Source organism: Bradyrhizobium sp. T-12 (assembly GCF_058314695.1).
Window position 1 is genome coordinate 153,787 of record NZ_CM177756.1, and the last position, 19,401, is coordinate 173,187.

General features: G+C 65.6%; 21 protein-coding genes. 9 read left to right on the forward strand and 12 right to left on the reverse strand.

Translation table 11 applies throughout. The features are described from left to right. The first annotated feature begins 26 nt into the window (after window positions 1-26). Together nikR and AC0WRY_RS00715 are read left to right on the forward strand one after the other, a co-directional pair. On the forward strand, window positions 27-473 hold the full coding sequence (gene nikR, locus AC0WRY_RS00710) for a nickel-responsive transcriptional regulator NikR (protein WP_194405224.1): 447 nt from the start codon (window positions 27-29) through the stop codon (window positions 471-473). 254 nt (window positions 474-727) lie between these two features. Next, the gene (locus AC0WRY_RS00715; RefSeq protein WP_194408119.1) at window positions 728-1,468 is read left to right on the forward strand and encodes a sulfate transporter family protein; all 741 of its coding nucleotides are present in this window, start codon (window positions 728-730) and stop codon (window positions 1,466-1,468) included. Window positions 1,469-1,478: 10 nt separating this feature from the next. Here AC0WRY_RS00715 and nth read toward each other — a convergent pair whose 3' ends face one another. Next, window positions 1,479-2,243: an endonuclease III gene (nth, locus tag AC0WRY_RS00720; RefSeq protein ID WP_194405225.1), complete on the reverse strand. Its 765-nt coding sequence runs from the start codon at window positions 2,241-2,243 to the stop codon at window positions 1,479-1,481. 22 nt (window positions 2,244-2,265) lie between these two features. Between nth and AC0WRY_RS00725 the strand changes: the two genes are divergently transcribed. Together AC0WRY_RS00725 and AC0WRY_RS00730 are read left to right on the forward strand one after the other, a co-directional pair. Further along, window positions 2,266-2,796, forward strand: coding sequence for a DUF2244 domain-containing protein (locus AC0WRY_RS00725; RefSeq protein WP_194405226.1), 531 nt, complete (start codon window positions 2,266-2,268; stop codon window positions 2,794-2,796). 54 nt (window positions 2,797-2,850) lie between these two features. Next, window positions 2,851-3,756 (forward strand): methylated-DNA--[protein]-cysteine S-methyltransferase, encoded by a 906-nt coding sequence (locus tag AC0WRY_RS00730; protein WP_194405227.1) that lies wholly within the window; start codon window positions 2,851-2,853, stop codon window positions 3,754-3,756. Window positions 3,757-3,886: 130 nt separating this feature from the next. On the opposite strand, the gene AC0WRY_RS00735 is transcribed toward AC0WRY_RS00730, so the two are convergent. From AC0WRY_RS00735 to dnaK, 8 genes are all read right to left on the reverse strand, one after another. Next, entirely contained in the window at window positions 3,887-4,510 is a 624-nt protein-coding gene (locus AC0WRY_RS00735; protein WP_194405228.1) for a 2,3-bisphosphoglycerate-dependent phosphoglycerate mutase, read from the reverse strand. Between the two features lie 27 nt (window positions 4,511-4,537). Next, the gene (gene dapB, locus AC0WRY_RS00740) at window positions 4,538-5,353 is read right to left on the reverse strand and encodes a 4-hydroxy-tetrahydrodipicolinate reductase (RefSeq protein ID WP_194405229.1); all 816 of its coding nucleotides are present in this window, start codon (window positions 5,351-5,353) and stop codon (window positions 4,538-4,540) included. A 117-nt stretch (window positions 5,354-5,470) separates the two neighbouring features. Further along, the gene (locus tag AC0WRY_RS00745) at window positions 5,471-5,782 is read right to left on the reverse strand and encodes a DUF1330 domain-containing protein (RefSeq protein WP_194405230.1); all 312 of its coding nucleotides are present in this window, start codon (window positions 5,780-5,782) and stop codon (window positions 5,471-5,473) included. A gap of 23 nt (window positions 5,783-5,805) precedes the next feature. Next, the gene (pyrF, locus tag AC0WRY_RS00750) at window positions 5,806-6,516 is read right to left on the reverse strand and encodes an orotidine-5'-phosphate decarboxylase (RefSeq protein WP_194405231.1); all 711 of its coding nucleotides are present in this window, start codon (window positions 6,514-6,516) and stop codon (window positions 5,806-5,808) included. A gap of 6 nt (window positions 6,517-6,522) precedes the next feature. Next, window positions 6,523-7,101, reverse strand: coding sequence for an NADPH-dependent FMN reductase (locus AC0WRY_RS00755; RefSeq protein WP_194405232.1), 579 nt, complete (start codon window positions 7,099-7,101; stop codon window positions 6,523-6,525). Window positions 7,102-7,158: 57 nt separating this feature from the next. Further along, on the reverse strand, window positions 7,159-7,758 hold the full coding sequence (locus AC0WRY_RS00760) for a class I SAM-dependent methyltransferase (RefSeq protein ID WP_027534962.1): 600 nt from the start codon (window positions 7,756-7,758) through the stop codon (window positions 7,159-7,161). Between the two features lie 88 nt (window positions 7,759-7,846). After that, window positions 7,847-8,974: a molecular chaperone DnaJ gene (gene dnaJ, locus AC0WRY_RS00765; RefSeq protein WP_194405233.1), complete on the reverse strand. Its 1,128-nt coding sequence runs from the start codon at window positions 8,972-8,974 to the stop codon at window positions 7,847-7,849. A 245-nt stretch (window positions 8,975-9,219) separates the two neighbouring features. Next, window positions 9,220-11,121 carry a molecular chaperone DnaK gene (gene dnaK, locus AC0WRY_RS00770; protein WP_092251376.1) on the reverse strand — a complete coding sequence of 634 codons (1,902 nt, stop codon included), beginning with the start codon at window positions 11,119-11,121 and terminating at the stop codon, window positions 9,220-9,222. Window positions 11,122-11,516: 395 nt separating this feature from the next. Between dnaK and AC0WRY_RS00775 the strand changes: the two genes are divergently transcribed. Both AC0WRY_RS00775 and pncA read left to right on the forward strand, forming a co-directional pair. Next, a complete protein-coding gene (locus tag AC0WRY_RS00775) occupies window positions 11,517-12,458 on the forward strand; it encodes a hypothetical protein (RefSeq protein ID WP_194405234.1) in 942 nt (313 codons plus the stop codon). A 175-nt stretch (window positions 12,459-12,633) separates the two neighbouring features. Further along, window positions 12,634-13,356, forward strand: a complete 723-nt coding sequence (gene pncA, locus AC0WRY_RS00780; RefSeq protein ID WP_194405235.1) for a bifunctional nicotinamidase/pyrazinamidase — start codon at window positions 12,634-12,636, stop codon at window positions 13,354-13,356. 120 nt (window positions 13,357-13,476) lie between these two features. Here the strand turns inward: pncA and grpE are convergent, their stop codons facing one another. Next, entirely contained in the window at window positions 13,477-14,094 is a 618-nt protein-coding gene (grpE, locus tag AC0WRY_RS00785; RefSeq protein WP_194405236.1) for a nucleotide exchange factor GrpE, read from the reverse strand. 95 nt (window positions 14,095-14,189) lie between these two features. Next, window positions 14,190-15,278, reverse strand: coding sequence for a heat-inducible transcriptional repressor HrcA (gene hrcA / locus AC0WRY_RS00790; protein WP_063198796.1), 1,089 nt, complete (start codon window positions 15,276-15,278; stop codon window positions 14,190-14,192). A gap of 205 nt (window positions 15,279-15,483) precedes the next feature. Here hrcA and rph point away from each other — a divergent pair, with 205 nt between their 5' ends. Genes rph through hemW form a run of 3 tightly spaced genes read left to right on the forward strand, consistent with a single transcriptional unit; the run spans window position 15,484 to window position 17,984 of the window. Then, on the forward strand, window positions 15,484-16,197 hold the full coding sequence (gene rph, locus AC0WRY_RS00795) for a ribonuclease PH (RefSeq protein WP_194405237.1): 714 nt from the start codon (window positions 15,484-15,486) through the stop codon (window positions 16,195-16,197). A 10-nt stretch (window positions 16,198-16,207) separates the two neighbouring features. Beyond that, window positions 16,208-16,843, forward strand: coding sequence for an RdgB/HAM1 family non-canonical purine NTP pyrophosphatase (rdgB, locus tag AC0WRY_RS00800; protein WP_194405238.1), 636 nt, complete (start codon window positions 16,208-16,210; stop codon window positions 16,841-16,843). Beyond that, window positions 16,830-17,984, forward strand: coding sequence for a radical SAM family heme chaperone HemW (gene hemW / locus AC0WRY_RS00805; protein ID WP_194405239.1), 1,155 nt, complete (start codon window positions 16,830-16,832; stop codon window positions 17,982-17,984). Before rdgB ends, hemW begins: the two co-directional genes overlap by 14 nt. A 4-nt stretch (window positions 17,985-17,988) precedes the next feature. Here hemW and AC0WRY_RS00810 read toward each other — a convergent pair whose 3' ends face one another. Then, window positions 17,989-19,221, reverse strand: a complete 1,233-nt coding sequence (locus AC0WRY_RS00810) for a penicillin-binding protein activator (protein ID WP_194405240.1) — start codon at window positions 19,219-19,221, stop codon at window positions 17,989-17,991. Window positions 19,222-19,401: the final 180 nt, after the last annotated feature.

The following is a 19,401-nucleotide window of genomic DNA, read 5'->3' on the forward strand; positions in this document are numbered from 1 at the left end:
CAGGGGGACACAGGCGGGAGCATCTGATGCAGCGAATTACGATCACGATCGAGGACGATCTGCTGGCGGAGATCGACGCGGCGGCAGAGGCGCGCGGCTACCAGAATCGCTCCGAGATCATCCGCGACCTCGCCCGCGCCGGCCTGCAGCAGAGCACCGAGGACACCGCGCAAACAGGCCAATGCGTCGCCGGCCTCGTCTATGTCTACGACCACGCCGCCCGCGATCTGTCGAAACGACTGGTGCAGGAATTTCACGGCCATCACGACCTCGCGCTGGCGACCCTGCACGTCCATCTCGACGACGACAATTGCATGGAGATGACGGCGCTGAAGGGCGCTGCCGACGAGGTCAAGCATTTCGCCGACCACATCATCGCCGAACGCGGCGTGCGCTATGGCCGCGTCGTGATGATCCCGACCGGGGAGCGGAAGCCGGCGAAGGCGCGGAAGCACGGGCACCGGCATGGGTAGACCGGAACGAGTGTGCGGGCAGTGCAAACCCTCTCCCCCTTGTGGGAGAGGGTGGCTTGCCGCGTAGCGGCGAGGCGGGTGAGAGGTATCTATCTGCGATTCCAATTCTCATTTGGACTCGCGGATAGATACCCCTCATCCGGCGCTTCGCGCCACCTTCTCCCACAAGGGGGAGAAGGGAAGCAGCCGCTCTCCCTTGCCGAAGCCGCAATCGGTGTCTACCTCTCGCGAGTGATTTCGTGAAAGGGTCTCCCATGCTGGATGCCGCCGTGAAGGCGCTGTCGCAAATGATGTCGCCGCCGATGCGCTCGATCCTGTGGCGGTCGATTGGGCTCGCGCTGGTGCTGATCATCGTGCTGGCGATCGGCTTGCAGCGGCTGCTCAGCTGGTTTGCGACCTCCGGCGAGGTCTGGCTGGAAGGCCTGCTCGGGCCGGGCTGGCATACGTCACTCGACGTCCTGTCCTGGATCGTCTCGATCGCGGCGGGCCTCGGCGTCGTGTTCGGCGGCATCTTCCTGATGCCCGCGATCACCTCGCTGGTGGCGAGCCTGTTCGTCGACGACGTCGCCGATGTCGTGGAGCGCGAGCATTATCCGGCCGAGCAGCCGGGTCTCGCGCTACCCTTCAACCAGGCGATCTTCGAAGGCATCAAGACCGCGCTGCTGACGATCTTGGTCTACCTGATCGCGCTGCCGCTGGTGCTGTTCGCCGGCGCCGGATTCCTGATCTTCTTCCTCGCCGCGGCCTGGCTGCTCGGCCGTGAATATTTCGAGCTCGCGGCGATGCGCTTCCGTTCGCCGGAGGAAGCCAAGGCGATGCGGCGCGACAATGCCGCGACCATCTTCACCGCCGGCCTGTTCATCGCCGCCTTCGTCTCGATCCCGATCGTCAATCTGGCGACGCCGATCTTCGGCATGGCCTTCATGGTCCACATGCACAAGCGGCTGTCAGGCCCGCGGCCGGAGCTGATCGAACCGGCGCGGCAGATGCGCTAACGGCGCCGTCTCAGACCGTCTTCTCCGGCCACCGGCAGAGATCGTTGATCAGGCAGACCTCGCAGCGCGGCTTGCGCGCGAGGCAGGTATAGCGGCCGTGCAGGATCAGCCAATGATGGGCGTGCAGCATGAACTCGGCCGGGATGACCTTCTCGAGACCGAGCTCGACCTCCAGCGGCGTCTTGCCGGGCGCCAGGGCAGTGCGGTTGCCGACGCGGAAGACATGCGTGTCGACCGCCATGGTGTGCTCGCCGAAGGCCATGTTGAGCACGACGTTGGCGGTCTTGCGGCCGGCGCCGGGCAGCGACTCGATCTCGGCGCGGGTGCGCGGCACCTCGCCGCCGAACTCGCTGAGCAGCTTTGCCGACAGCGCGATCACGTTTTTCGCCTTGGTGCGGTAGAGGCCGATGGTCTTGATGTAGTCGCGCAAGCGCTCCTCGCCGAGGTCGAGCATCTTCTGCGGGGTATCGGCGATTTCGAACAAGGCGCGCGTCGCCTTGTTGACGCCGGCATCGGTCGCCTGCGCCGACAGCACCACGGCGACCAGCAGCGTGAACGGATTGACGTGCTCGAGCTCGCCCTTCGGTTCCGAGTTGGCCTTGCGGAAACGGCTGAAGACCTCGCGGACCTCGGCGGGCGTCCAGGGTCTGATCGCTTTGAGTGATTTTTTCGCTGGAGCCGTTTTCTCGCCGGGCTTGGGCTTCGCGACAGCGGCCCTTGCCTTTTTCGGCGCGGCGGCCTTGCGCGGGACCGGCTTGCGGGTGATTTTCGCCATGATCGGGATATACTGACGGACGATGAGCACAGGCAACGAAATTGAGCGCAGCGATCGTGATCCGCGCGACGTGCAGATCTTCTCCGCGCTGCTGACGCCGCACCGCTCGCTGAACCGCACCGGCTTCCTCGCCGTGATGCTGTTCGTGAGCGCGGTCAGCTTCGTCACCGGCCTCGTCTTCCTGATGATGGGCGCCTGGCCGGTGTTCGGTTTCTTCGGCCTCGACGTTCTCGTGATCTGGTGGGCCTTCAAGGCCAATTTCCGCGCCGCGCGGGCCAGCGAGGAGATCGTGATCACGCCTTCGGAGCTGCGCGTGCGCCGCGTCAGTCACCGCGGTCAGGTTGCCGAATGGACGTTCAACCCGCTCTGGGTCCGGCTCGACCAGGAGATCGACGAGGAATACGGCATCGAACATCTCTATCTGATCTCTCGCGGCAGCCGGCTGCGTATCGCCGGCTTTCTCGGACCGGAGGAAAAGACAAGTTTTTACAATGCCTTGGTCGGCGCCCTGAATGCCGCCCGACGCGGCCCGACCTATAATCCGGTGACTTGAACGTAGTCAGGAATCGGGTGGTTTCCGACCCGCCCCTCTCCTACATTTCCGGTCATGATGACACTCGCCATACATGACCAGCGCCTGACCAAGCCGGGCCCCCAACACGCCGCGTTGCGCGACTATGATTCGGTGCGCCGGGCGATCGCCTTCATCTCGGAGAACTGGCGCGCGCAGCCGACCATCGAGGCGATGGCCGATGCGGCCGGCGTCACGCCGGATGAGCTGCACCATCTGTTCCGCCGCTGGGCCTCGATCACACCAAAGGCCTTCATGCAGGCGCTGACGCTCGACCACGCCAAGGGCCTGCTGCGGGACTCCGCGAGCATTCTCGACGCCGCGCTCGATTCCGGCCTGTCGGGCCCGGGCCGGCTGCACGATCTCTTCGTCACGCATGAAGCGATGTCGCCGGGCGAATGGAAGAACGGCGGCGCCGGCCTCACCTTGCGCTACGGCTTTCATCCCTCCCCGTTCGGCACGGCGATCGTGATCGCCACCGATCGCGGCCTGTCGGGGCTTGCCTTCGCCGACCACGGCGACGAGAAGATCGCGCTCGCCGACATGACGCGGCGCTGGCCGAATGCCACCTATGTCGAAGACCACGAAGGCACGGCGCCGCTCGCGGCGCGCATCTTCGACACCAGGCTGTGGCGGCCGGACCAGCCGCTGCGCGTGGTGATGATCGGCACCGATTTCGAGGTGCGGGTGTGGGAGACGCTCTTGAAGATCCCGATGGGCCGCGCGGTGTCCTATTCGGACATCGCCTGCAACATCAACAGTCCGAAGGCCTCGCGCGCCGTCGGCGCCGCGGTCGGCAAGAACCCGGTCTCGTTCGTCGTGCCCTGCCACCGCGCGCTCGGCAAGAGCGGCACGCTCACCGGCTATCATTGGGGCATCACGCGCAAGCAGGCGATGCTGGGCTGGGAAGCCGGGCAGCTCGGGATGCAGCGGAATTCGTAGGGTGGGTTAGCCGTAGGCGTAACCCACCTCTTATGCTTCCGCGGCGGCAGAGATGGTGGGTTACGCCAGCGATTGCGCTTCGCGCAGACGCTGTCTAACCCACCCTACGGCACCGCGCGTGGAGCGAGGTTTAGCCCGCCAGATCCAGCTTCGACGCCACGGTCGAATCCGCGTTGAGCCGGTAGATGATCGGCACGCCGGTCGCGAGCTCGCGCTTCAAAATGCCTTCGGGCGACAGCTTCTCCAGCACCATGATCAGCGCGCGCAGCGAATTGCCGTGGGCGGCAACCAGGGTGCGCTTGCCGTTGAGCACGCCGGGCAGGATCTCCTGCACGTAATAGGGCAGCGCGCGCGCGAGCGTGTCCTTCAGGCTTTCGCCGCCGGGCGGCGGCACGTCGTAGGAGCGGCGCCAGATCAGCACCTGATCCTCACCCCATTTCTTGCGGGCGTCGTCCTTGTTGAGGCCGGAGAGATCGCCGTAGTCGCGCTCGTTCAGCGCGAGGTTCTTCGAAGTCGGCAAGCCCTTCTGGCCGAGCTCGCCGAGGATGATATCGAGCGTGTGTTGCGCGCGCGTCAGCACCGAGGTGAAGGCCACGTCGAACACGAGACCCTGTGCCTTCAGCTTGCGGCCGGCTTCGGTAGCTTCCTTCACGCCGAGCTCGGTGAGGTCAGGATCCTTCCAGCCGGTGAACAGGTTCTTCAGATTCCATTCGCTCTGGCCGTGGCGCACGAGCACGAGAAGACGTTCGCTCATTGACTGCTTTCCGTTGCTTATTGTCGACTAGATATCGGCAAGGCCGAGCACGTCGGCCATGGAGTAATGCCCCGGCGCTTTGCCATGCGCCCACAGCGCCGCCTTCAGCGCGCCATGGGCGAACAGCATGCGGTCCTCGGCCTGATGCGTCAGCGTCAGGCGCTCGAACGGCCCGAGGAAGGTCACGCTGTGATCGCCGGCGACGGTGCCGCCGCGCAACGAGGCGAAGCCGATATTGCCAGGCCTGCGCGCGCCGGTGATACCGTCGCGGCCCCGCTCGGAATGCTCATCGAGCGTGACGCCGCGGCCACTGGCGGCGGCCTGGCCCAGCATCAGCGCCGTGCCGGAGGGTGCATCGACCTTCATGCGGTGATGGGTCTCGACGATCTCGATGTCGAAACCCTGGTCGAGCGCCTTGGCGACGCGCTTGACCACGGCGGCAAGCAAATTGACGCCCAGGCTCATATTGCCCGACTGCACCACGACGGCACGGTTGGTGACGCTCTTGATCACGGCGTTGTCGGAGCCCGACAGCCCGGTGGTGCCGACGACATGGACGATGCCGCGCTCGGCGGCGATCGCGACATTGGCGATGGTGGCGGCAGGGACGGTAAAATCGAGGATACCGTCGGCCTCCTTCGACATCGCCCAGAGATCGGCCGAGAGCTTGATGCCGTTGGCGGGCAGCCCTGCGAGCACCCCGGCATCCTTGCCGAGCAGCTCCGATCCCGGGGCCTCCAGCGCGCCGGCCAGCACCGCGCCTTTGCTCTCGGAAATCGCCCGCACCAGCGCGCGGCCCATCCGGCCGCCGGCTCCAGCAACAATCAAGCGCATGTCGGACATGGTGTGATCCTCTTCGCCGCCGTTGTAGCGGGGGGAGGCAGTTCCGGCAACCGAGGGGCTTGGGAGGCACGCGCTCGCTTACCCTCCCCTGGAGGGGAGGGTAAGTGAGATCGCGCCTCAGCCGTCCTGCGGCTGCGGGCCGTCATAGCCCTCGATGATGATGAGATCGGCGACCGAGTGCGGCTGGCGCACCTTGATGTTGGCCTGGTATTCCGGCGAATTGTAGCAGGCGATCGCGGTCTCGTAGTCGGGGAATTCGATCACGACGTTGCGGGTGCGGCTGGCGCCTTCGACGGTGGTGAACTTGCCGCCGCGGACGACGAAGCGGCCGCCCCATTTCTTGAAGATCGGACCGTTGGCGACGGCGTAGGGCTTGTAACCCTCGTCACTGCTCACGTCGACGCGCCCGATCCAGTAGCCCTTTGCCATTATTCTTCTCCCTGTGTTGTTGATCAGCCCAGCGCCTGCGCGATCTCGGCCTGAATGGCGTCTGCGATGGCCCTGGGATCAGCGGCTTCCACGACCGGACGCCCGACGACGAGATAATCGGCGCCGGCGGCGATCGCGCGGCCCGGCGTCATGATGCGCTTCTGGTCGCCGGTCGACGAGCCGGCGGGCCGGATGCCCGGTGTGACGAGGCACATCTGGTGGCCGACGATCTTGCGGAGCGCTGCAGCTTCCTCCGGCGAGGACACCAGCCCGTCGACGCCAAGCACCTGCGCCTGCTGCGCGCGCGCCTCGACCAGCTCGGAGACGCCGAGCCGGAAACCTGCCGCATGCAGATCGTCGTCGTTATAGGAGGTCAGCACCGTGACCGCGAGGATCTTCAGGCTCGAATTGCCGCGGCCCTCGACCGCGCCCTTCATGGTCTGCGGATAGGCGTGCACGGTCAGGAAGGTGGCGCCGAGCCTGGTGATGCTCTCGACGCCTTGCGTCACGGTGTTGCCGATGTCGTGCAGCTTGAGATCGAGAAAGACCTTCTTGCCCTTGTCGGCGAGCTTGCCGACCAGCGGCAATCCGCCGGCATAAGCGAGGCGATAGCCGATCTTGTAGAAGGTGACGCTGTCGCCGAGACGGTTGATCGTCGCCTCCGCGGCATCGACGCTGGGCAGATCGAGCGCGACGATCAGGCGGTCTTTTGGAGCGATCTCGGCTGGCGTCATGTCACCTCACATCATGCGTTGGGAAATGTCGATCAATTGCGCGACGAGCTCCTTCAACGCGGCGATGTCGCCCTCGTTCTTGAGCCTGTCCATATCGTCATAGGCCTGGTCGGCAAAGCCGAGCGTGAGCTGACTGGCAATCACATTGGCGTGGCAGGAGGTCAGGATCAGCCGCAGCGCCTGCAGTGCGCGCGCCGCGCCGAGCCGGCTCTGTGACGCCCCGGCAAGCGCGAAGGCGCGGTTGCGAAACACGTCGCCGCGCGCCTCATTCAGCTCGTGCACGCGGCTGACCCAGTCGATCGCGTTCTTGAGCAGCGGCGGCACCGAGGCGTTGTATTCGGGCGTGACGAACAGCACGCCATGATGCGCGCCTATCATGCGCTTGAGGTTGATCGCGTGCTTGGGCACGCCGGATTTGGCCTGGAGATCGCCGTCATAGATCGGAAGCGGAAAATCGGCGAGCGAGATGCGGGTGACATCGACGCCGGCCCGGGCAAATTCATAGGCGATGACCGCCGCCAGCTTCGCGTTGTGCGAGCCGGTGCGCAGCGAGCCGGGAATGACCAGGATTTTCGGTGCGGACATCCACTTCCATACGTTCGGCGAAACGAGCCCGCCGCGCATAGAAGGAAGCCGGCGGGATTAGTCCTTGCGATACACCCAGACGCGGGCCGGCGGAAGGTTCATCCAGATCCGTTCCGAAGCCTCTGTGGACACGCCGGGCAGCGATTTCGGGATCGGCGGCACCACCGCATAGGTGAACTGGACGAAGGGCGCGCCGGGCGCCAGCGCCGTGAAGGCATCGCGGATCAGCCGCAGCCGCGTCAGCATCGGCTTTGTCACGAGCGGCAGGCCGGAGACGACCGCGCTGGCCGGCGCGCTCAGCACGTTCCAGAGCGTGTCGCGCAGGCGATAGGCATCGCCCTGCACCACCTTGGCCTGCGGATAGCGGTCGCGCAGCAGCGCGCAGAAGCCGGGATTGTATTCGACGAGAACGAGACGCTTCTGGTCGACGCCGCGCTCGACCAGCGCGGAGGTGATGGCACCGGTGCCGGGCCCGAGCTCGACCACTGGCGCGTCCGAATCGACATCGACGTAATGGGCCATGGTCCGGGCCAACAGCTTGCCCGACGGCATCACCGCACCCATGTGCAGCGGCTTTTCGATCCACGATCTGAGAAAGCGCACCTCGTCGTCGAGACGAGGCTTCTTCAACGCACGCGCGGACGATGGCAATGGCATGTCTGGACCGGACGGGACCGCAGGACCGCGGCGTGTCAGAAAATGGTCATAAAGACGTATAGGCCGAAGGCGGTACGGTCAAGCCGAGTCAACTCGCCCGATTACCGAAGAAATCCTTGACCTTGGCGAAGAAACCCTCGGATTCCGGCTGGGTGTTGCCGCTTGACAGCCTTTCGAACTCGGCCAGCAATTCCTGCTGCTTCTTGGTGAGGTTCTGCGGGGTCTCGACCACGACCTGAACATACATGTCGCCCATCTGGCGCGACCGCAGCACCGGCATGCCTTTTGATGCAATGCGGAATCGGCGGTTGGACTGGGTCCCGGCCGGCACCTTCACCTTGGCCTTGCTGTTCTCGATGGTCGGCACCTCGAATTCGCCGCCGAGGGCGGCCGTCACCATCGAGATCGGCACACGGCAATGCAGATCGGCGCCGTCGCGCTGGAAGAACTGGTGCTGGGCCAGCGACAGGAAGATGTAGAGGTCGCCGGGCGGACCGCCGCGGACTCCCGCTTCGCCTTCGCCGGCGAGCCTGATCCTGGTGCCGTCCTCGACGCCGGGGGGAATGTTGACCGACAGATTGCGCTCGCGGGTGACGCGGCCCTGGCCCGAGCAGGACGGGCAGGCATCCTCGATCATCTGGCCGCGGCCCTGGCAGCCCGGACAGGTCCGCTCCAACGTGAAGAAGCCCTGCGATTGCCGCACGCGGCCGGCGCCGCCACAGGTCGAGCAGGTCTTCGGCTTGGTTCCGGCCTTGGCGCCGATGCCCGAGCAGGCCTCGCAGGTGACCGAGACCGGAATCTCGATCTGCGCGGTCTTGCCGCCAAAGGCTTCCTCGAGCGTGATTTCCATGTTGTAGCGCAGGTCGGCGCCGCGCTCGCGGCCGCCGCGGCCGCGCTGCCCGGCCATGCCGAACAAATCTTCGAAAATGTCGGAGAAAGAGGACGCGAAGCCCGCACCGAACCCGGCGCCGCCACCGCCCTGCTCGAAAGCGGCATGACCGTAGCGGTCATAGGCGGCGCGCTTGTCCTTGTCTTTCAGAACCTCGTAGGCCTCGTTGATTTCCTTGAACTTGACTTCGCTGGTGTCGTCCCCGGGATTACGGTCGGGGTGGAACTTCATCGCCAGCTTGCGAAACGACGATTTCAGCTTGCCTTCGTCGGCATCACGTTCGACTTCGAGAGTCTCGTAGTAGCAGCGCTTGGTGGACGTGGACATGATGAGCTCGGTCTATCCAATCGCGAATCAAGTCGGAGCGAAACGATGCCGCTGCGCGACGACATAAGCGCCCTTCCGCCTCGCGACGGAAGCCGGCACGGCGGCGTTCAGCATAACAGCTGGGAATTGATCGATCGTTGCGGGTATCGGTCCCGCTGAGCCCGACACCGTGGCCTCCCCCGCGAGGGAGGAGGCCTTTGGTGCGTGTGGGGTCCAAGCCGTCCGCATCATCACCCTCTTGGGGCTTAAGCGGACTTCTTGTTGTTCTTGTCGTCGTCGACCTCGGTGAATTCCGCGTCGACGACGTCGTCCTTGGCCGCGTCCTTCTTGGCATCGGCCTCGGCCTGCTGCTTGTACATGGCCTCGCCGAGCTTCATCGAAGCCTGGGCCAGCGTCTGGGTCTTGGCCTTGATCGCCTCGGCATCGTCGCCCTTCAGCGCTTCCTTGAGGTCGCCGACGGCGTCCTCGATCGCGCGGCGCTCGGTCTCGCCGACCTTCGAGCCGTGCTCGGCCAAAGCCTTCTCGGTCGAATGCACCAGACCATCCGCCTCGTTCTTGGCGGTGACGGCCTCGCGGCGCTTCTTGTCCGCCTCGGCATTGGCCTCGGCGTCCTTGACCATCTTCTCGATGTCGGCTTCCGACAGGCCGCCGGAGGCCTGGATGCGGATCTGCTGCTCCTTGCCGGTGGCCTTGTCCTTGGCCGACACGTTGACGATGCCGTTGGCGTCGATGTCGAAGGTCACCTCGATCTGCGGCATGCCGCGCGGAGCCGGCGGAATGCCCATCAGGTCGAACTGACCGAGCATCTTGTTGTCGGCCGCCATTTCACGCTCGCCCTGGAAGACGCGGATGGTGACCGCGTTCTGGTTGTCTTCGGCGGTCGAGAACACCTGGCTCTTCTTGGTCGGGATCGTGGTGTTGCGGTCGATGATGCGGGTGAACACGCCACCCAGCGTCTCGATGCCCAGCGACAGCGGGGTCACGTCCAGCAGCAGCACGTCCTTGACGTCGCCCTGAAGCACGCCGGCCTGGATCGCAGCGCCGATCGCCACGACTTCGTCCGGGTTGACGCCCTTGTGCGGCTCCTTGCCGAACAGCTGCTTGACGACTTCCTGGACCTTCGGCATGCGCGACATGCCGCCGACCAGAACGACTTCGCCGATCTCACCGGCGGTGACGCCGGCATCCTTCAGCGCCTTGCGGCAGGGCTCGACGGTCTTCTGGACGAGGTCGTCGACCAGCGCCTCGAACTTGGCGCGGGTGAGCTTCATCGTCAGATGCTTCGGACCGGTCTGGTCTGCGGTGATGAACGGCAGGTTGATCTCGGTCTGCGTCGTCGAGGACAGCTCGATCTTGGCCTTTTCAGCGGCTTCCTTCAGGCGCTGCAACGCGAGCTTGTCGTTGCGCAGGTTGATGCCCTGCTCCTTCTGGAATTCGTCGGCGAGATAGCCGACCAGGCGCATGTCGAAGTCTTCGCCGCCGAGGAAGGTGTCGCCGTTGGTCGACTTCACCTCGAACACGCCGTCGCCGATCTCGAGGATCGAGATATCGAACGTGCCGCCGCCGAGATCGTACACCGCGATCGTGCCGGTCTTGGTCTTGTCGAGACCGTAGGCGAGCGCGGCCGCAGTCGGCTCGTTGATGATGCGCAGCACTTCGAGGCCCGCGATCTTGCCGGCGTCCTTGGTCGCCTGACGCTGGGCGTCGTTGAAGTAGGCGGGAACGGTGATGACGGCCTGATCGACCTTCTGGCCGAGATGGGCTTCCGCGGTCTCCTTCATCTTCTGCAGGATGAACGCCGAGACCTGCGAGGGCGAGTAGGTCTGGCCGTCGGCCTCGACCCAGGCATCGCCGTTGGACGCCTTCACGATCTTGTAGGGGACGAGCTTCTTGTCCTTCTCGACCATCGGGTCGTCGTAGCGGCGGCCGATGAGGCGCTTCACTGCGAAGAAGGTGCGCTCGGGATTGGTGACGGCCTGGCGCTTGGCCGGCTGGCCGACGAGGCGCTCACCGTCATCCGTGACGGCGACGATCGAAGGCGTCGTCCGCATGCCTTCGGAATTCTCGATGACTTTGGCGTTCTTGCCATCCATCACGGCGACGCACGAATTCGTGGTGCCGAGGTCGATCCCAATGACCTTTCCCATGGTCCTGATATCCTTCTTTTTGCGGCAGGTTGGCTGGGCCCAGAAGGCACCCGAACCGAAACCCCCTAAGATCAAACATTCGCGATATTGCGATGGTTGAGGCTCATATAGGAGGGGGGGAGGGGCCCGCAAGGACCGAACGCAAGTTTGAGCCGTGAAAACATTGGGTTTTGGAAGATCATATCCGGGCTCCACCGCCCTTGCGGGTGAGGAATCATTAACAGGTTCAGGCATCAGCAAGCCCCCGCTACCGCGAGCCCCGCCCGCCCTGTTGCCTCGGGCCCAAACCCGGTAAAAGGCGGGCCGGCCGGGCAGCCGCCACAGCTGCTCCGCGCGACAAAGCGGCCCGGTGGCCGACCATCGAACGGCCTCAATGTGAACCAATCAGAGTGCCCATGAAGCTGATCCGCCCCCTCGCCGCGCTCGCCCTTCTCGCCGCCTCCGCGCTTCCGGCCCTCGCCGCCGACGCCGTGTTTCCACCCGGCCTGCGCCTCGGCATGGTGCCGCTGGTCGGCCTCAACACCGCAAAAACCTTTCCGGGCTTCGAGAGTGAGGATGGCAGCGTCAAGGTGCTGATCACCGAGCTGCCGCCGGCTGCCTACGGCGAGGTCGTGAGCGCCTTCAATGCCAATCCGGCCGGAACGAACGGCGTCAAGCAGGACAAGGTCGAGACCCCCGCGGGTCTGGCCTATTTCACCACCGAAAGCGGCAAGGCCGGCGACACCCCGGTGAAGCGCTATTCGATGATCGTGCCGGGCGCCGGCTTCTCCGGCTATGTCGCGGTGCAGGTCCCCGAGAACGCGACCAAGATCTACACCGACGAGGCGGTGCGCCAGATGTTCGCGAGCGCAACCACGCGCAAGCAAGTCTCGGCGGAAGAGCAGATCGCACTGATGCCGTTCAAGATCACCGATCTCGCCGACTTCAAGGACATCCGCACGCTGGCGCCGGGCAGCAGCATCATCCTGGCCGACGGCGACGAGAGCACGGGCTATGAATCGAAGCCGTTCATGATCCTCGGCGTGATCGGCGCCACCCCGCAAGCCGCCGACGACCGCGCCCGCTTCGCCCAGGAGGCCGCGCTCCAGATCCCCGGCGTGCGCGAATCCCGTGTCACGATGTCGGAGCCGATCCGCATCAACGGCCAGCAGGGCTTCGAGACCCGGATCGACGGCGTCAGCGGCAAGGACAAGACGCCGGTGACCGTGGTGCAGTGGATCCGCTTCTCGAGCGGCGGCGCTTCGCTGCGCATCATCGCCAGCGCTCCGCGCGACCAGTGGCAAGCAGCTTTCACCCGCTTCCGCGCCGTGCGCGACGGGATCCAGCCGAAGGGCTGAAGCGCGACGGCCGCGCAAAACACTTGCTGTCATCCCCCGCATTCGCAGGGTCGACAGCGAGGTTGGGGCTGCACGCCCAACCCCTCACCAACACCGGCTGCATTTTCGGGCTTCTGTTCGCTGCCGCGCAGAACTAGGCTTCGCTCCGTTGGATCATCCTGAGGGGAGGCGAACAATGCTGGATCGACGACAAGTCTTGGCAATGCTTGGAACGACGGCGCTGGCGACTCTCGCGCCGACCGCACTGCTTGCAGCGGCATCGATCAAGCCGGACGAGACCTCGGCGCTGCTCGTGATCGACGTACAGAACTGCTTCCTGCCGGGCGGAAGCCTCGCCGTGAAGGAGGGCGAGCAGGTGGTGCCTGTCATCAACAAGATCTCGAAGGCGTTTGCGAACGTGGTGATGACGCAGGACTGGCACACGCCGGGCCACGTCTCGTTTGCCTCAGTCCATTCCGGCAAGAAGCCGTTCGAGACCGTCGACCTTCCCTACGGCAAGCAGGTGCTGTGGCCTGATCATTGCGTGCAGGGCACCGACGGCGCGGCGCTGTCCAAGGATCTCGCGATCCCGCACGCCGAGCTCATCATCCGCAAGGGCTTTCACAAGGACGTCGACAGCTATTCGGCCTTCCTCGAAGCCGACGGCAAGACCTCGACCGGCCTCGCCGGATATTTGAAGGGGCGCAAGATCAAGCGCGTCTTCGTCGCTGGCCTGGCGACGGATTTCTGCGTGGCCTGGACGGCGCTCGACGCGCGCAAGGCGGGCTTCGAAGTCTATGTGGTGGAAGACGCCTGCCGCGGCATCGACACGCAGGGCTCGCTCGTAAAGGCCTGGGCCGACATGGCCAAGGCCGGCGTGAAGCGGATTCAGTCTGCGGATATCGCGGTGGGGGCCTAGGCGTTTCGCGTCGTCATTCCGGGGCGGCTCGAAGTGCCGAACCCGGAATCTCGAGATCCTCCGGTGCGCAGTGCGCACTGGAGTTCGATGCTGCGCATCGCCCCGGAATGACAACCCAACTCAGTTCGGCGCGCCGCTCGATTCGTTGTTGTTCGCGGCGGGCGCGGGCTTCGCACCGCCCTTGGCGACGCCGACCAAGGCCGGACGCAGCACGCGATCGCCGATGGTGTAGCCGGCCTGCATGATCTGGACCACGGTGCCAGAGGGCACCGACGGATCGGGCACTTCGTACATCGCCTGGTGGAAATTCGGGTCGAACTTCTGGCCCTGCGGATCGAGCTTCTTCACGCCGTGCTTTTCCAGCGCGTTGAGCAGCGACCGCTCGGTGAGCTCGACGCCCTCGATCAGCGAGATCAGGCCGGGATCCGCCGCGGCGCGAGCCTCGGGTGGAACGGCATCGAGCGCGCGCTGGAGATTGTCGGCGATGTCGAGCACGTCGCGGGCAAAGCCGGTAATGCCGTAGAGGCGGGCGTCGGCGACTTCCTTGGTGGTGCGCTTGCGCAAATTCTCCATCTCGGCCAGCGTCCGCAGCGTGCGATCGCGCGCCTCGGCGACTTCCTTCTGCAGGCTCTCGACCGAGCCTGGCTCGGGATCGTCGGGCATGATGTAGGGCTTCGACACCACGGGCTCGCCAGTCGGCGCGGCCGCGTCTTCGGGTTGCCGGTCTCGATCGGTCATCGGCTCTTATCTCGAACTCGTTTCCAGGGATTGTTGGTCCGGATATCGTGCTTTGAGCCGCGAAAATCAAGCGGCCGTGATCGGATCGAACCCGATCAGCCCCCCAATAGGCGGCTGACGATGCGAGCGGCGTAGTCCACAGTCGGGATCACGCGGGCATAATTCAGCCGCGTCGGCCCGATCACGCCCAGGACACCGACGATGTGGCCGGCGGCATCCCGATAGGGCGAGATGATGGTGGAAGACCCCGACAGCGAAAACAGCTTGTTCTCGCTGCCGATGAAGATACGCACGCCCTCGGCCGTCTCGGCCCGGCCGAGCAGATCGATCACGCCGCGCTTGGTCTCGAGGTCGTCGAACAGCAGGCGGACCCGCTCCAGATCCTCCAGCGCGTGCAAATCCTCCAGCAGATTGGCGTGGCCGCGCACGATGAGCTGGCGGTCCTCGTTCTCGCCGCCGGACCAGCTGGCGATCCCGGCGGAAATCACCTTCTGTGCCAGCTGATCGAGCTCGGCGCGGGCCTCGCCCAACGCCGTCTCGAGCTCGAGCCGCGCTTCCGCCAGGGTCCGGCCGCGGATTCGCGCATTGAGGAAATTGCCGGCTTCGGTGATCGCCGAGGAGGGAACTCCGGGCGGCAGCGTCAGCACCCGGTTCTCGACCTGGCCGTCCTCACCGACGAGGATGACCAGCGCTTTCTCCGGTTCCAGACGGACGAATTCAATGTGCTTCAGCCGCGCATTGGATTTTGGCGTCAGCACCACCGCGGCGGCCCGGGTCAAGCCGGACAGCCGCGTCAGCGCCTGGTCCAGCGCGGCCTCGACCGAGTGGGCCTGACCGACGGATGTGAGCTGGCTCTGGATCGACTGCCGCTCGGCCTCGTTGAGGTCGCCGACCTGCATCAGGGCGTCGACGAAGAAACGCAGGCCGAGTTCCGTCGGCAGCCGGCCGGCGGAGGTGTGCGGCGCATAGATCAGGCCGAGCTGTTCCAGGTCGGCCATGACGTTGCGGACCGAGGCCGGCGACAGCGGCATCGCGATCAGGCGCGAGATATTGCGCGAGCCCACGGGCTCACCGGTCGCGAGATAACTTTCTACAATTTGACGAAAAATGTCGCGGGAACGCTCGTTGAGCTGGGCAAGGCCTGCGCGCGGCGCGATCAGATGGATCGGATCGTGATGGGCCACAGACTGTAACTCCTCTCAGATACTCATAATTTGTCTATCCCCGAGGCGTCTGACAAGCGTGGCGTTTGCGGACCCGGAATCAGGGCAGGAATCGAGAGAGGAATCGAGGGAGAAATCGGGGGATGAATAAGCCCTTGCCGCCCACCCTCACCCCACCTACAAGCACCGCCAACAGCCTTATCCCGTGAATTTTGGAGGATTTCCCATGCGGCCAAGCCGCCGTGCGCCCGATGAATTGCGCCCCGTGACGCTGGAGCGCGGCGTGGTCAAATATGCGGAAGGCTCGTGCCTGGTGAAGTTCGGCGACACCCATGTGCTCGTCACCGCCACGCTGGAAGACCGACTGCCGCCGTGGCTGAAGGGCCAGGGCCGCGGCTGGGTCACCGCCGAATACGGCATGCTGCCGCGCGCAACCTCCGAACGCACCCGCCGCGAGGCCGCCGCCGGCAAGCAGAGCGGCCGTACCGTCGAGATCCAGCGCCTGATCGGCCGCTCGCTCCGCACCATCGTCGACCTCGAAGCACTCGGCGAGCGCCAGATCACGGTCGATTGCGACGTGCTGCAGGCCGACGGCGGCACGCGCACCGCCTCGATCACCGGCGCCTGGGTCGCACTGGCCGATTGCGTCAACTGGATGAAGGCGCGCAACATGATCAAGGCCAATGTCATGCGCGACAACGTCGCCGCGATCTCCTGCGGTATCTATAACGGCACGCCGGTGCTTGATCTCGACTATGCCGAGGATTCGGAAGCCCAGACCGACGCCAATTTCGTCATGACCGGCGATGGCCGCATCATCGAGGTGCAGGGCACCGCGGAACGCGAACCGTTCACGCAGGACGAGTTCCTGAAGCTGATGGCCCTGGCGCAGAAAGGCATCGCGCGTCTGGTGGACTTGCAGAAACTGGCCGTAGCGTAGTCAATAAGCCATGCACCGCCGAATCACCGGAAAGCTGGTCATCGCCACCCACAATCCCGGCAAGCTCGCCGAGATGCGGGAGCTGCTCGCGCCCCACGGCGTCGAGGCGGTGTCGGCCGGTGAGCTCGGCCTCGCCGAGCCGGAGGAGACCGGCAACGATTTCCGCAGCAATGCCGCGATCAAGGCGATCGCGGCGGCCCAGGCGACCAGGCTTCCTGCTTTCGCCGACGATTCCGGCATCGTGGTCGACGCGCTCGACGGTGCGCCCGGCATCTACAGCGCGCGCTGGGCCGGCCCGGCCAAGGACTTCAACGCCGCGATGGCGCAGATCGAGCGCCTGCTGCAGGAGCGCGGCGCCACCACACCGGACAAGCGCAAGGCACATTTCGTCTCGGCACTCTGCGTGGCCTGGCCGGACGATCATCTCGAAGAGGTCGAGGCGCGCGTCGACGGCACGCTGGTCTGGCCGCCGCGGGGCACCGCCGGTTTCGGCTACGATCCGATGTTCTTGCCCGACGGCCACGACCGCACCTTCGGCGAGATGGAGAGCATCGAGAAGCACGGCCTGCCGCCGCTCGGTCTCGGCCTGTCGCACCGTGCCCGCGCCTTCGTGAAACTGGCGGAGATCTGCCTTGAGCCGCGCTAACGAAGCTTTTGGCGTCTACGTGCACTGGCCGTTCTGCCTGTCGAAATGTCCTTATTGCGACTTCAACAGTCATGTCCGCCACGCCCCGATCGACGAGGTGCGCTTCGCTTCCGCCTTCGCGCGCGAAATCGCAGCGACCGCCGAGCGCGCGCCCGGCCGCGAGGTCACCTCGATCTTCCTTGGCGGCGGCACACCGTCGCTGATGCAGCCCGCGACCGTCGGCGCGGTGCTCGATGCGATCGGCAAGCACTGGAGCGTGGCAGGCGACGTCGAAGTCACGCTCGAAGCCAATCCCACCAGCGTCGAAGCCACGCGCTTTGCCGGCTATCGCACCGCCGGCGTGAATCGTGTCTCACTCGGCGTGCAGGCGCTCGACGATGCCTCGCTCAAGGCGCTGGGCCGGCTGCACAGCGCGCGCGAGGCGCTCGATGCCGTCGCCATCGCGCGACGCTCGTTCGACCGTTACTCATTCGACCTGATCTATGCCCGCCCCGACCAGACGCCGGCGATGTGGGCCGATGAACTGCGTCTCGCCATCGATGAAGCGGCCGAGCATCTGTCGCTTTATCAATTGACGATCGAGGAAGGCACGCCGTTCTTCGGCCTGCACCAGGCCGGCAAATTGAAGACGCCGGATGAGGCGGTCGCGCGCGCGCTCTACGACGTCACGCAGGAAACCTGCGACAAGCTCGGCCTGCCCGCGTACGAGATTTCAAATCACGCGCGGCACGGCGCCGAGTGCCGGCACAATCTCGTGTATTGGCGCGGCGAGGAATATGCCGGCATCGGCCCCGGCGCGCACGGCCGCCTCGACATCGACGGCGTCAGGCATGCGACCGCCACCGAGAAGCGTCCCGAAGCCTGGCTGATGCGGGTCGAGACCAACGGCCATGGCGTCGTCACCGACGATCTCCTCAACAGCGAGGAGCGCGCAGACGAATTTTTGCTGATGGGGTTGCGGCTTGCCGAAGGCATCGATCCCGAGCGCTACAGAACCCTTTCCGGCCGCCGGCTCGATCCCAAACGCATCGCGCTGCTGCGCGAGGAAGGCGCGATCATTGTGGATCCGACGGGACGGCTGCGCGTGACCAGCAGCGGATTTCCGGTGCTCGATGCAGTGGTCGCGGATCTCGCGGCGTAGCGAGCTACGCCCCAAAGCTCTTCGGCGAACCCGCGACAGCAACGCCGCCGCCTTGCGTCACCTTCATTACCGCGAGCCCGCGCTCATTGGTGCCGTCGGCGCGGAAACGGAACAGGCCGTCGATGCCGGCGAAACCCGAGGGGTTGGTGAGCACGTCGGGCGAGAAGCGCGTGGTGCCCTGCGTGCGCGCGAGCGCGGCAACGAGGGCGACGGCGTCATAGGCCAGCGTCGCGGTGCGGATCGGCTCGGCGCCGTATTTGGTGCGGTAGCGGCCCGAGAAGGCGCGAAAACCGGCCGGATCGGGCGCGGCGTAGAGGCCGCCTTGCAGGCTCGCATTGGCATAGACCCGCGGATTGTCCCACAGGCCGGTGCCGAGCAGCTGGATGTTGCGCAGGTTCGCGCCCGCGGCGGTCATCGCATCGGCGACCGTCACCACGGCATCGCCGTCATCGGCAATGAACAGCGCGTCCGCACTGCCGAGCTGCTGCGCCACGGTGCGCGCCGGCGTGGCGCGATCGGCGCCGTATTTCTCGAAGGCGACGATGCGTCCGCCGCGGCGCGGCACCGCCGCCTTCACCGCGGCCTCGACGACATTGCCATAGGCGTTGTCGGGCACCAGCACGGCGACGGAGCGCTTTCCGATGCCGGCGGAATATTCAACGATGCGGTTGACGTCGGATTCCGGCAGGAAGGAGAGCAGATAGACGCCGCGACCGGCAATGCTGGAATCGGTCGAGAACGCGATCACCGAGATGCCGCGCGTGCGCGCGATCTGCGCCACCGCCGGCACCGACTGCGCGAACAGCGGTCCGAGGATGATCTCGGCGCCCTCGTCGACGGCCTGCTGCGCACTCGCCTGTGCGCCTTGCGGGCTGCCATTGTCGTCCTTGATCAGCAGCTGAATGTTCGGGTTCTGGAACTCGGCCAGCGCCATCTCGGCAGCGTTGCGCATGGATTGCGCGGCCAGGCCCGCATTGCCGGCCGCCGACAGCGGCAGGATCACGGCGACCTTCACGCCGCCGGTGCCGGCGGTGGTCGCCTGCTGCGGGGGACCTGCCGGCTGGGCGGGCGGCGCCGAGCTCGAGAACGGGTTGGAGAACTGGCTGAGACTCTGCTGCACGCCGGCGCAGGCCGACAGCAGGGGCGCGCCAAGCAACAGGCCGAGCGCGCTCCGGCGGGTCGCCCCTGACATCGGGGGCCCCTGGACGGGAGACTTCAAATCGCGCGGGCCCACCATGGCAGCTTCTCTTCTGACCAGCGATCGCCAGCCGGTCACAACACTCGTCCCGCGACTAAGGCCGCGGATTCAGGCATATTGTCGGCAAATAGTTAACTAAAACAAAAGGATAATGATCGCTTAACGCGGCCGCACCCCAAAGTCCTGGCTAGCTGTCCACCGTCCGTCATCCAGCATCAA